This window comes from Actinomadura monticuli (assembly GCF_041463655.1).
In the GTDB taxonomy this organism is placed as follows: Bacteria; Actinomycetota; Actinomycetes; order Streptosporangiales; family Streptosporangiaceae; genus Spirillospora; species Spirillospora monticuli.
This window is the reverse complement of the sequence record NZ_JAXCEI010000009.1, coordinates 320,742-333,331: the sequence shown is the minus strand read 5'-3', so window position 1 is coordinate 333,331 and position 12,590 is coordinate 320,742. Positions and strand designations below refer to the sequence as shown.

Genomic DNA, 12,590 nt, shown 5'->3' with positions numbered 1-12,590 from the left:
GACCCCCCAAACATGAGCATCAACGTGCCAGAGGCCGCCCAATTCGCCCCAGGTGTACTGGTTCGTGCGCGCGGCCGTGAATGGGTCGTGCAGCCCGGCTCGGACGCCGAGTTGCTGGTGCTGCGCCCCCTCGGCGGCGCGCAGGACGACCTGGTCGGCGTGCTTCCCGCGCTGGAAAAGGTCGAGACGGCGAGCTTCCCGCCACCCACCCCGGATGACCTGGGCGACCAGAGCTCGGCCGGGCTGCTGCGGTCCGCGCTGCGCATCGGCTTCCGCTCCGGCGCCGGGCCGTTCCGCTCCCTCGCCCAGCTCGCCGTCGACCCGCGCTCCTACCAGTTCGTCCCGCTGCTGATGGCGCTGCGGCAGGAGACCGTCCGGCTGCTGATCGCCGACGACGTCGGCATCGGCAAGACGATCGAATCGGGACTCATCGCCGCCGAGATGCTGGCGCAGGGTGAGGCGTCCGGGCTGGCCGTCCTGTGCAGCCCGGCGCTGGCCGAGCAGTGGCAGGACGAGCTGCGCGACAAGTTCGGCATCGACACCGAACTCGTGCTGGCCTCCACCGTGCCGCGGCTGGAGCGTTCACTCGACATCGGGGAGTCGCTGTTCCAGCGGCACCCGAACGTCATCGTCTCCACCGACTACATCAAGAACCCGAGGCACCGCGACGAGTTCATCCGGCACTGCCCGGACCTGGTCATCGTCGACGAGGCCCACACCTGCGTCGCCGCCGGCTCCACCGGGTCCCGCGACGGCCGCCAGCTCCGCCACGAGCTCGTCGGCAAGGTCGCCGCGGACGCGTCCCGCCACCTCATCCTGGTGACCGCCACCCCGCACAGCGGCAAGGACGAGGCTTTCCGCAACCTGCTCGGCCTTCTCGACCCCGAATTGGAGACCGTCCCGCTGGACACCGACGCGGGGCGCCGCCGCCTCGCCCGCCATTTCGTCCAGCGGCGCCGCGCGGACATCCGCACCTACATCGGCGAGGAGACCCCGTTCCCCAAGGACCGGGAGAGCAAGGAGGTCTCATACAAGCTGTCCGCCGAGTACCGGAAGCTGTTCACCGCCGTTGTCGACTACGCCCGCGAGCAGGCTCTCGACGAGAGCGACGGCGTCGTCCGGCAGCGCGTCCGCTGGTGGTCGGCGCTCGCGCTGCTGCGCTCCCTCGCGTCTTCGCCCCGCGCCGCCGCGCAGACCCTCCGCACCCGCGCCGCCAACCTGGACGCCAAGACCGTCCCCGAGGCGGACGAACTGGGCCGCATCGCCGTCATGGACCTCACCGACGACGACTCCACCCAGGCCGTCGACGCCGCACCCGGAGCCGACCTGGAGGACGCGGACGGCACCGCGCCGCAGCAGCGGCTCCGCCGGATGGCCAAGCAGGCCGAGGCCCTCGAAGGCGCGGCCGACACCAAGCTGGGCGAGCTGACCAGGCTTGTGAAGAAGCTGCTCAAGGACGGCTACAACCCGATCGTCTTCTGCCGCTTCATCCCCACCGCCGAGTACGTCGCCGAGCACCTGGGCGACGCGCTCGGCAAGAAGACCGAGGTCGTCTCGGTGACGGGCACCCTGTCGCCGAAGCAGCGCATCGCCCGCATCGAACGCATGATCTCCGGCGCTCCCGCCGACGAGGACACCGAAGAGCGGACCCGACCCGAGCAGCGCGTCCTCGTCGCCACGGATTGCCTTTCCGAGGGCGTGAACCTTCAGGAGGGCTTCGACGCCGTCATCCACTACGACCTGGCCTGGAACCCCACGAGACACGAGCAACGCGAAGGCCGCGTCGACCGGTACGGGCAGCGCCGCGACGTCGTCCGCACCGTCACCCTCTACGGGTCCGACAACCAGATCGACGGGATCGTCCTCGACATCCTGATCCGCAAGCACGCCGAGATCCGCAAGGCCACCGGCGTCTCCGTCGCCGTCCTCGACGAGTCGGACAGCGTGGTCAACGCCGTCCTCGAAGGTCTGCTGCTCCGGGAGGAGGACGCCGAGCAGCTCAGCTTCGACTTCGGGTTCACCTCCAAACGCGACGACCTGCACGCCGACTGGGTCAGCGCCGCCGAACGCGAGCGCGCGTCCCGCGCCCGCTTCGCCCAGCACGCCATCCACGCGGACGAGGTGGCCCGCGAGGTCACCGAGATCCGCGCCGCGCTCGGTTCGGGCGCCGAGGCCGCCGAGTTCGTCCGGACGGCCGTGGTGAAGCTGCGCGGCCAGATCTCCCGCGAGGCCGCCGACGGCTCGTTCACCGCCGACACGGGTGGGCTTCCGTCCACACTGATGAGCGGTCTGGAGGCGGTTCTCGGCCCGAAGAACGCCCGCGAGATCGCGTTCCACCCGCTGCCGCCGGTCAAACGCGGCGAGGCAGCGCTCGTCCGGACCGACGCAACCGTCAACACCATCGCCCGCTTCGTCCTGGACGCGGCGCTGGACCCGAAGCTGGACGACTGGCAGCGCCCGGCCCGCCGCTGCGGCGTAATCCGCACGGCCGCCGTACCGACCCGCACGACACTGCTGCTCGTCCGCTACCGGTTCCACCTCACGCTGCCGACCCGCGACGGCGGACGCCGCCAGCAGATCGCCGAGGACGCCCGCGTCCTCGCCTTCCGCGGCAGCCCCGCCAAGGCCGAATGGCTCAGCGAAAACGAAGCGCTCGCCCTACTGGACGTCCGCGCGGACGAGAACACCGCGCCCGAGTTCGCCACCGCCACCGCGACCCGCATCCTGGACGGCCTGGAAACGCTCCAGCCCTATCTCGACCAGTACGGCCGCGACCTGGCCGACGGCCTCCGCGCGTCGCACGCGCGCGTCCGCGAGGCCACCCGCCGCCGCGAAACCGGCGTCGTCGTCCGCGGCCTCCGCGTCGAGGCCGACCCCAACGCCGACGTCCTCGGCCTGTACGTCTACCTTCCCGTCACCGGAGAGGCCGCCCGATGAGCCGCACCAGCACCCTTCCCCTCGGCATCGCCTCCGTCGGCGGACTCCTCCCCGAAGAGACTCTGCTCCGCATCGCCGGCGGCAACAGCGACCTGCCCGGCGCAAAGCCCGTCGCGTACCACCTGGCCAAGGACGAGACGGTCACCGACGTCGCCGAGCGCTCCTGGACGTACCTGCGCGGACGCTACGCCGCGTTCAAGGAGCAGCTCGCCGACGGTGACGCTGCCGTAGGCGTCACCCGCGAATACTGGCTCGGACGCCTCTTCCAGGAACTCGGCTACGGCCACCTGCCGCGCGTCCCCGCCGGAGGACTGCCCAGCGACGACGGCGAGAAGCAGTTCGCCGTCAGCCACCACTGGCAGCACGTCCCGATCCACCAGCTCGGCTGGGGCGTCGACCTCGACCGGCGCACCAAGGGCATCCCCGGTGCCGCCGACGCGGCCCCGCAATCGCTGGTGCAGGAGTACCTGAACCGCAGCGCCGCAGCCCTCTGGGGCATCGTCACCAACGGACGGCTGCTGCGCGTCCTCCGCGACTCCAGCGCCCTCGCCGGCTCCGCCTACGTCGAGTTCGACCTCGAAGCCATCTTCGAGGGCGAGGCGTTCGACGCGTTCGTGCTGCTGTACCGGGTCGCGCACTCGTCCCGGTTCGAGCACCAGGGCGAGGACACCGGTCCGGCCTCATGCTGGCTGGAGAAGTGGCGCCAGGAAGCCATCGACTCCGGCGCCCGCGTCCTCGACCAGCTCCGCGTCACCGTCAAGGAAGCCATCGAGACCCTCGGTACGGGCTTCATCCAACACCCCGACAACGAGGCTCTTCGGAAGGCGCTCAAGGACGCCGACAACAAGGCCGTCACCCCGGAGACCCTGCACCGCGCGCTGCTCCGGACCGTCTACCGTCTTCTGTTTCTCTTCGTCGCCGAAGACCGCGACGTCCTGCTCTCCCCGGACGCACCCCAGATGGCCCGCGACCGCTACAACACCTACTTCTCCACGGACCGCCTCCGCCGCATCGCCGCCCGCCGCCACGGCGGCCGCCATGCCGACGAATGGCAGGCCGTGACGCTCATCCTGGACGGCCTGAACCGGGAAGGCGGACGCCCCGAACTCGGCCTCCCCGCGCTCGGCGGCATCTTCGAGCTTTCCGACGCCGACCACGCCCTGCACGGGCTCTCCCTCACCAACGAGCACCTGTTCAACGCGGTGCGGTCGCTGTCGCGCGTCCACGACCAGAAGGCCCGCCGCATCCGCCGCGTCGACTTCAAACACCTCGGCTCGGAGGAACTGGGGTCGGTGTACGAGTCGCTGCTGGAGTACGTCCCCAAGCACGACCCGGCCAAGGGCGCCTTCGAGCTGCGGCAGCTCAGCGGCAACGACCGCAAGACGAGCGGCTCGTACTACACCCCGTCCTCCCTGATCGACACCCTTCTCGACTCCGCGCTCGACCCCGTCATTGACGACGCGATGAAGTCGGGCAACACCCCCGAGGAGCAGGAAGACGCCCTCCTCGCCCTCACGGTCTGCGATCCGGCTTGCGGCTCCGGCCACTTCCTCGTCGCCGCCGCCCGCCGCATCGCCAAGCGCCTCGCCTTCGTCCGCACCGGCGACCCGGAGCCGTCCAACGAGGCGATCCGTCACGCCCTGCGCGACGTGGTGTCCCGCTGCATCTACGGCGTGGACATCAACCCGATGGCAGTCGAGCTGGCCAAGGTCTCCCTCTGGCTGGAGGCCCTGGAGCCGGGCAAGGCCCTGACCTTCCTCGACGCCCACATCAAGGTCGGCAACGCCCTCCTCGGCACCACCCCGAAGCTGCTGGACGCCGGCCTGCCCGACGACGCCTTCAAGGCCATCGAAGGCGACGACAAGAAGTGGGTCACCGCCCTCAAGAAGCGGAACAAGGGCGAGCGCGAGGCCTACGAGAAGCGCCACCTCGGCGTGCAGGGCGAGCTGTTCGACGAGACCGGCCTGCGAGCTGGAAACCACGCCCTGTCCCGCCGCGCCGCCGCCATCACGGACGCCCAGAGCGATGACCTGACCCACGTCCACGCCCAGCAGACCGCGTACCAGAAGTTGCAGGAAGCATCCGAATACCTGGAGCAGAAGGAGCTCCACGACGCCTGGTGCGCAGCCTTCGTCTGGACGAAGACAGAGGACCACGCCCCAGCCATCACCACCCGGAATCTCATCAAGCTCAGCCAGGACGCGGACACGCTCGCCCCGCGCAGCCGAGCCGAACTGCGGAAGCTGGCCAAGCAGTACCGCTTCTTCCACTGGCACCTGGAGTTCCCGACCGTCTTCACCGTCCCCGAGGACGAGAACGCTCCTGGCACCGACGACCGAACTGGCTGGACCGGCGGCTTCACCTGCGTCCTCGGCAACCCTCCGTGGGAACGCATCAAGCTTCAGGAGCAGGAGTTCTTCGCCACCCGCGACGAGGAGATCGCCAAGGCCCCCAACAAGGCCGCACGGACAGACCTCATCGAGGACCTTAAGGACGAGAACCCCGACCTGTACGCGGAGTTCGGCAAGGCCAAGCGCCAGGCTGAGGCGGAGAGCCACTTCCTGCGGATGTCCGGCTGCTACCCGCTAACCGGACGAGGCGACATCAACACCTACGCCGTCTTCTCCGAGCACGACCGGACCGTCCTCGGCCCGCACGGCCGCACGGGCATTATCGTCCCGACCGGCATCGCCACGGACGCCACCACCCAGCACTTCTTCCGCGACGTCGTGGAAGGCAATTCGCTCGCCTCCCTCTACGACTTCGAGAATGCGGCGCCGCTCTTCCCGGGCGTGCACAGGTCGTTCAAGTTCTCGCTGCTCACGCTGACCGGACGCGCGGAACAGGCCACCAAGGCAGACTTCGCCTTCTTCCTCCACGACCCGACCGAAATCGAAACGCCCCTGAAGCGCTTTTCGCTGACGCCCGAAGAGATCACCCTCATCAACCCGAACACCGGAACCTGCCCGGTCTTCCGCAGCCGCCGCGACGCCGAGATAACGCTCGGCATCTACAGGCGCGTCCCTGTGCTCCTCCGTGAAGGCGACCCCGATGGCAACCCCTGGGGCATCTCCTTCATGACGATGTTCCACATGTCCAACGACTCGCACCTCTTCCGGACGCGAGACCAGCTCGAAGCAGACGGCTGGCGCTTGGAAGGCAACGTCTTCTCTCGAGGCGACCAGCGCTACCTGCCGCTGTACGAGGCTAAAATGGTCGACGTTTATAATCACAGAGCGGCGGATGTTGTAAAAAGTGAGATGGCCACCAAGCGACAGAACCAGCCGTCCTATCTGGGGAAAGGTGAACTAGGTACTCCCTGCAGGATGGCATTGCCGCTAAGTTGGGTTCACGAGTCTGAGGTCGAGAGTCGACTTGCTGAACAAAATTGGACTCAAAGATGGCTCATGGGATTTCGTGATATTACGAGTCCCACAAACGAGCGAACAATGCTCAGTTCTATACTTCCGAGGGTGGCTGTAGGGAATAAGATTCCACTCATCTTTCCGGGGGTGGGTGTGAAATATGCAGCATCCTTGATGGCATCGATGGCGTCATTCGCTTTCGATTTCTCCAGTAGGCAGAAGTTGGGTGGCGTGACGCTCAATTTCTTCATCGTTAAACAACTGCCTATCATCCATCCGGGGCTGGTAAAATCACAAGCTCCCTGGCTGGGGGGAGTAGTTGCCGAGTGGCTTAATCGACGTATTCTCGAACTTTCCTATACGGCATTTGATATGGGGTCGCTCGCTCGTGATCTCGGCGATAATGGAACTCCCTTTGTATGGGACGAGGAGCGCCGGAGGTTGTTGCGGGCGGAGTTGGACGCGGCCTTCTTCCACCTGTACGAGATCCAGCGGGACGATGTCGACTACATCATGGAGACGTTCCCGATCGTGAAGAAGAAGGACGTTGCGGCATTCGGGTCGTACCGGACCAAGGAGCTGATCCTTGAGGTGTACGACGCCATGACGCAGGCCATCCGCACGGGAGAGCCCTACAAGACCATCCTCGACCCGCCCCCCGGGGAAGGACCCCGCCACCCCGAGTCATCGCGACCGACCTGAGCCGGGCTGCGCGGCGCCGGGCCGCCGGACAGCGGGATTGGGGGCCACCCGATCCGTTCGGTCTTCGAGCTCGGGACTGTGTGAACCGCCGGTCCGGGCGTCCCCTAGCTGAGACGCCCGGATTGCATACTGTCCGTAGAGTGGCGACACGCATCCGATCTTGGCGCTGTGACTTGGTGGCGTCTCGCCGAACGTTCCGTCGGAGTGAACGGCCGAGTGCGTACCCGACATCTCGGCTGGTACTGGTTACGCTCTGGTCGAGCGGATGGTCTTGAGGAAGGCGACCCACTCGGAACGAGTAAAGTCAAGAACCGGGCCAACGCCGTGCTGCTTGCTGTCCCGCACGCCGATAGTCCCGTGGTCAGAGCGGGCAACTTCGAGGCAGGCCCCGTTGGCCTCGCTCAGGCGTGCCTTGCGCCAGGTACCGTAGTGCGTCGTCATGGGGGGGATTCAGTCCTGTTCTCAAGGTCGTCGGCTGCATCGGTCAGCAGACCGAGAGTGGCGGCGCCTGAGAGCGTGGCCTGCCGAAGATGCTCGTACCGTTGGTTATACCTCACTACTTCGTCACCTTGGGTATGAACGATGTCGGTGCTCACCGTGTCAACTACTGCCATCGGTGGGTCGGCAGGGTCTCTAAATGTGAAGAGGAAAAAGGCTGACTTCGGCAGCAAGCGGCCGGTGAAGTCTGCCGCGAGCGGTAGCACGAGCACGGTGACCCGAGGATGATGGGCAGCCGTATCGATCAAGCTCCGGAGCTGATCGAGCATTACTTGAGGTGGTGCGGTAGGACGGCGTATGACCACTTCGTCGAGGATTACTTCGTAGTGTGGGCCGTTCGGGCCGAGTAGATGCTGTTGACGGTTCAGGCGAGCCTCAAGCATGCGGTCAGGAGTGAAGTCGATCTGTCCCTCGGTCATCGCCATCTCGATAATGAACCGAATGAAACCAGGTGTTTGGAGGACTCCCGGGATGGTGAACTGGTTGTACTCGCGGACTGTGCCGGCGCCGGACTCGAGGTCGGCGTACAGGCGTTGCCGGGCGCCCATGGTGTCCCCGTAGGCGTCCCACCAGCCACGCGCGTTGGCCTGGCGCGCGATCTCAAAGATCTCTTCGACGCTCTCGCGGGGAGCGTCGAGGACGTCGAGGATGTTCGAGACGTCACCGAGGTCGGGGCGGCAGCGGGCGTTCTCGAGCTTGGAGATGGTCGTGCGGGAGCGGAAGATCGCTTTGGCCAGCTCGTCGGCGGTGATGCCGCGCTGCTCGCGCAGGGTCCGTAGTTCGGTGGCGAGTCGTTGCCGGCGGACGAAGGGACTGGTCACCGGTGACCTCCGTGATCGGGCCGGTGGGGGCGGGGGGTGGACGCTGACCGGGGGACTTTCGTCGTGTCAACCCTGTGTTATCACGCGATCGCCGTACGTGTCGCTCGACTGTCTTGCTGTGAATGCACTTCTGTGGATCACCACGTCCCAGAGCTGAGCGTGCGTCTCCGTGAACGTTCACGATCGCGCACATCGCCGTAAGCGGACATTCCTGCTGTGCACGCAACTTCCGCGCGGCGGACATCTGGATGACAGAAGGCGCAGGCGGGCATTGACGGTCGTCCCGAGCATGGAGGCGTCATACCGGACCGTCCGTGTGAGGTGATCAATGCTGCTCGCAGTATCCGTTCCGGCGAAGCCCGAGACGTCGATGTACTGGCGGCGGGAATTCCACGGCAAGGCGGATCAAATCCGGCTTGTCCGGGCATTCGCCGCGCATCTGCTCCCCGACTCTCCGAGCCTGGACGACGTTCTTCTCGTCCTGGACGAACTCGCCGTGAACGCCGTCCGGCATACCCGCTCAGGCCACGACGGCGGGCGATTCACCGTCGAGATCAGCATGGACGTGGCCGGCGTCATCGTCTACGTCACCGACCAGGGCGGCCCGGACGAGCCGCACCTGCGGAACATCACCGAACTGGCCGAGGGCGGCCGGGGCCTGCTCACCGTCGAGGCCCTGGCTACGACCTGGTCATGCATCGGCGACGCCCAAGGCCGCACCGTCCGCGCCACCTTCCCCCGCGAACGTTGAGCAGGCCGGTCCTCGTGGCCGCCCATCACCTGACGAGCGCGTGCGCCGCGCTCGCTTGGAGGTGACGTAATGACTCCTGAAATGCCCTTCGCCCGACCCGGCGGAGTCCCCTGCGGGCTGATTGCCGAGAGCCGGAGAGCCATATCGGCGGAGAGCGATCTCGATCTGGCCGTGGCATGGCTGCAGCGAAACTACCCGGACCTTTGCATCTGGTGGGGCGAGTACACCGGCTCTATCTGGGCCCTACTGCCCGACCAACTGGTCGAGGCGAAGAACGCCCTTGACCTCGCCCGCCGTATCGACGCCATCCGCGAGCGCTCCGCCCTGCGGGGCACCACGGCCCGACACGTCCAGCGCGCGAGGCCACTCCCTCGGACACCCCACGGCGCCTGGGCCGACCGAAGCAGGCCGACGTCTCCCCCAGGCCGTCGGCGTCGGCCCACCGCCGCAGCGGCACGAGAACGGCGTGACGGCCTCCTCCGTCGCCTGTTCACCGGCGGCTGCCGCATCCTGTTCGGAGAAGCCGGGGCGCCTCAAACGCCATGAATGCCGTCGATCATCGACGTAGCCGGAACCTCGCGTCCCCCGCCCGTGACCGCTACAGAGACCGGCACTGGGGAAGGGGCAGAGGTTCGCCTGCTCGGTCTGCTGGCCCTGCACCGTTGCGCTGACCTGTCAGCGCATCACCGTGGCCGAGCGTGCAGGCGGCCGGTCAGCCGCGGACGGATCTCCAGAGAGCGGCCGTTGCGGCATCGAGGCTGTAGAGCATCGCGCCACCGCTCGATTCGACGACGCGCATCGGCCATGTGTCGCTGTCGTAGTGCGTGTTCAGGTGGCGGGTGAATGCCGCCAGGTTCCCGCGCAGGCTGTGGTACTCCATCGACAGGGCCTTCACCAGATCCTGCATGTCGTACTGCTTGCCGGGCTCTTGGCAGAGGACGTCGAGAATACGGGTGACCGTTTTGGTGGTGTTCAGTTCGGTGCTGGCCAGTCTGGCCAGCTTGTCGGCGTCCCACGCCCCAGGAGCGTCGCTCGTCCCAGCAAGCCCGGCGTCGGCGTCGGTCTCCTGCTCGAGCTCGGAGAGCAGCCGATACACGGCCATGACGTGCTGAGCGGGTACTGCTACCTGGATGAACTCATTCTCGACTTTCGGGCTCATCATCTACCTCGTCCTGATGTCCATGTATCTGGAGTGACCACCATAACACTTCATGTTCTAGTCGGGTGGGTAACACTCGTCTGGAGTAAAGATCGGTGCCAGTGGAGTGGATACCGTGTTCCCAGCCGCCTTAGATGTGGCCCTACGTCGGAGACTGGAGCCGGGCCGGGCGTGTAGGGGCGCCGCACGGGGCTTGCTCGTACGTCGAGTTTCTGCACCTTGCCGGGTCGGAAGAGGCCCGCGGTTCGGCCGGGACGATGCCAGGGCCGTCGATAACCTCGGAAGGCGTTAGTCCCCTGGTTCGCTGTGCGTCCGGATGTGGACCGGTTCCCATGACTTGCCTTGTCTCATTGCTCTGTTACGTGGTCAGGAGTTCTCATGGCGTCACAACAGTTCGAGCCCCCGTCAGGCACCCGCGACTTTCTCGCCGGTGCGCTGCGCACTCGCGAGCATGTCTTCGCGCAGATCCGCGAGGTGTTCGAGCGGTACGGGTTCGAGCCGTTGCAGACGCCGGCGTTCGAGCGGCTGGAGACCCTGACCGGCAAGTACGGCGACGAGGGCGACAAGCTGATCTTCAAGATCCTGCGTCGCGGAGAGCACGAGGCCACAGGCGAAGCCGACCTGGCCCTGCGATACGACATGACCGTCTCGCTCGCGCGGGTCGTCGCGGGCTACGGGTCGCAGCTTCCGACGCCTTACAAGCGGTACGCGATGGGACCGGTATGGCGGGCCGACCGTCCTGGGAAGGGCCGGTTCCGCGAGTTCGCGCAATGCGATGTGGACGTGGTCGGGTCAGCCTCCCCGCTCGCGGACGCCGAGGTGGTGTGCGCGCTGACCGATGCGCTGGATGCGGTCGGTCTACGTGACTACCGGGGCTGGTGAACTCGCGCCAAGCGCTCTCTGGCCTGCTGGAGGTGTACGGCGTTCCCGCCGATCTCGGCGGCGGCGTGCTCATCACCCTGGACAAGCTCGACAAGCTGTCGCCGGAAAAGGTCGCGGCCGAGCTGGTGGACGCCCGGTCGCTGGCCCCCGGCATCGCCGAGGCCCTGGTCGGTGACCTGACCGCCAACGATGCGGTGGAGCGGATGCAGACCGCGTTGAAGGACAGCGAGGCCGGACGCGCGGGCCTGGAGGAGATCGGCCGACTGCTGGAGTTGGCGTCGCCGAAGGTGGGCGAAGACCGGATCGCGTTCACGCCAAGCCTGGTCAGGGGTCTGGATTACTACACCGGTGTCATCTTCGAGGTGGTCGCCGAGGGCATGCCGGGTTCGATAGCCAGCGGCGGACGTTACGACAGGTTGATCGCCGCGCTCGGCGGCCCGGACGTGCCGGCCTGCGGCGGCTCCCTGGGCGTCGAACGGATCATCGGTCTGCTCAGCGACGACCACGGCGACGCGCACAGGATCGACGTCGCCGTCACAGTGATCGCCGAAGACACCGCGTCCGACGTCATAAGCTTCGCCGCGCGGCTGCGGGATGCGGGTCTGCGGACCGAGGTGTATCTGGCCGCCAGTCGCAAACTGGCCAAGCAGCTGAAGTGGGCCGCTGACCGCAAGGCCCGCTTTGCGCTGATCTATGGGGCGTCCGACCAGGAGGCGGGTGTGGTCACGGTCCGGGACATGGACACGGGGGAGCAGGCCCAGGTTCCGACCGGTGAGCTTGCCGCGCACCTCACCGGGAGGTGTGCGCCGTCGAGGTAACTTCATGATGGGGCCGTGGATGGGGTGTGCAAGGCGATCGCATTTTCGCCGCGATCAAGCGGAAGGGGTTCCCCGCCCCATGGTCGCCTTCGGGGAGTGCCTGTCGTGGGAATCGGCCTTCGCGGTCCAGCTCAAGCAGGCCATCGGCCAAGCGCGTAAGGGCCCCGACAGGCAGCTCAGCTAAAGCGTCTCTGAGCTGTTCACCGGCAAGACCCGCAACCTCGTCACCGCGCGCAAGCTCCTCGATGATGTGCTCATCGAGTACGACCAGAACGGCATGTGGCAGGTCCTGGACGAGCGCGCCGCACGCCCGGACATCGACGACGTCTCCGAACGCTGGGCCCGGGGCCTGGTCGAGCACCCGTTCCCCATCGCACTGCTGTCGCTCCAGTTCAACCGGCGCTACATGAAGGAGCACGGCGTCCGCGCCTTCTACGAGATGACCGCGCGCTACGTCGACGACCTCACCGCCAACACCCGCCGATGGGCCGATGCATGGGCCACCGAGGCGACATCTGGCGTCATCGACCGCGTGACCACCGTTGAGTGTGACCTCGCGTCCGAGGAGGCCCCCATGCACTGCGACATCTGCAAGAAGACCATCACCGCCCTCCTTTATCTGGATGAGTGATCGGTCTGCCCTTGGTCCCTTCGCGG

At 66.8% G+C, this 12,590-nt stretch carries 9 protein-coding genes; 6 read left to right on the top strand and 3 right to left on the bottom strand.

The features are described 5' to 3' along the window. Positions 1 to 12: 12 nt before the first annotated feature. A complete protein-coding gene (locus SM611_RS22340) occupies positions 13 to 2,937 on the top strand; it encodes a DUF8741 domain-containing protein (RefSeq protein WP_371951819.1) in 2,925 nt (974 codons plus the stop codon). Further along, entirely contained in the window at positions 2,934 to 7,004 is a 4,071-nt protein-coding gene (locus SM611_RS22335; RefSeq protein ID WP_371951818.1) for an Eco57I restriction-modification methylase domain-containing protein, read from the top strand. The genes SM611_RS22340 and SM611_RS22335 overlap by 4 nt, the downstream gene beginning before the upstream one ends. A 246-nt stretch (positions 7,005 to 7,250) precedes the next feature. Here SM611_RS22335 and SM611_RS22330 read toward each other — a convergent pair whose 3' ends face one another. Beyond that, complete coding sequence (locus SM611_RS22330) at positions 7,251 to 7,445, bottom strand: DUF397 domain-containing protein (RefSeq protein ID WP_371951817.1); 195 nt, start codon at positions 7,443 to 7,445, stop codon at positions 7,251 to 7,253. Then, positions 7,442 to 8,323: a helix-turn-helix domain-containing protein gene (locus SM611_RS22325; RefSeq protein ID WP_371951816.1), complete on the bottom strand. Its 882-nt coding sequence runs from the start codon at positions 8,321 to 8,323 to the stop codon at positions 7,442 to 7,444. The genes SM611_RS22330 and SM611_RS22325 overlap by 4 nt, the downstream gene beginning before the upstream one ends. Positions 8,324 to 8,651: 328 nt before the next feature. Between SM611_RS22325 and SM611_RS22320 the strand changes: the two genes are divergently transcribed. Further along, positions 8,652 to 9,074, top strand: a complete 423-nt coding sequence (locus tag SM611_RS22320; RefSeq protein WP_371951815.1) for an ATP-binding protein — start codon at positions 8,652 to 8,654, stop codon at positions 9,072 to 9,074. 712 nt (positions 9,075 to 9,786) lie between these two features. Here SM611_RS22320 and SM611_RS22315 read toward each other — a convergent pair. After that, a complete protein-coding gene (locus SM611_RS22315; RefSeq protein WP_371951814.1) occupies positions 9,787 to 10,236 on the bottom strand; it encodes a hypothetical protein in 450 nt (149 codons plus the stop codon). Positions 10,237 to 10,611: 375 nt separating this feature from the next. Here SM611_RS22315 and SM611_RS22310 point away from each other — a divergent pair, with 375 nt between their 5' ends. From SM611_RS22310 to SM611_RS22300, 3 genes are all read left to right on the top strand, one after another. Continuing rightward, the gene (locus SM611_RS22310) at positions 10,612 to 11,115 is read left to right on the top strand and encodes an ATP phosphoribosyltransferase regulatory subunit (protein WP_371951813.1); all 504 of its coding nucleotides are present in this window, start codon (positions 10,612 to 10,614) and stop codon (positions 11,113 to 11,115) included. Further along, complete coding sequence (locus tag SM611_RS22305) at positions 11,112 to 11,933, top strand: ATP phosphoribosyltransferase regulatory subunit (RefSeq protein ID WP_371951812.1); 822 nt, start codon at positions 11,112 to 11,114, stop codon at positions 11,931 to 11,933. Before SM611_RS22310 ends, SM611_RS22305 begins: the two co-directional genes overlap by 4 nt. A 250-nt stretch (positions 11,934 to 12,183) precedes the next feature. Then, positions 12,184 to 12,564 carry a hypothetical protein gene (locus SM611_RS22300; RefSeq protein WP_371951811.1) on the top strand — a complete coding sequence of 127 codons (381 nt, stop codon included), beginning with the start codon at positions 12,184 to 12,186 and terminating at the stop codon, positions 12,562 to 12,564. Positions 12,565 to 12,590: the final 26 nt, after the last annotated feature.

Bases quoted from the DNA above. Each gene is read 5' to 3' on its own strand.
- SM611_RS22340 (WP_371951819.1), top strand. From the start codon at position 13: ATGAGCATCAACGTGCCAGAGGCCGCCCAATTCGCCCCAGGTGTACTG.
- SM611_RS22335 (WP_371951818.1), top strand. From the start codon at position 2,934: ATGAGCCGCACCAGCACCCTTCCCCTCGGCATCGCCTCCGTCGGCGGA.
- SM611_RS22330 (WP_371951817.1), bottom strand. From the start codon at position 7,445: ATGACGACGCACTACGGTACCTGGCGCAAGGCACGCCTGAGCGAGGCC.
- SM611_RS22320 (WP_371951815.1), top strand. From the start codon at position 8,652: ATGCTGCTCGCAGTATCCGTTCCGGCGAAGCCCGAGACGTCGATGTAC.
- SM611_RS22315 (WP_371951814.1), bottom strand. From the start codon at position 10,236: ATGATGAGCCCGAAAGTCGAGAATGAGTTCATCCAGGTAGCAGTACCC.
- SM611_RS22310 (WP_371951813.1), top strand. From the start codon at position 10,612: ATGGCGTCACAACAGTTCGAGCCCCCGTCAGGCACCCGCGACTTTCTC.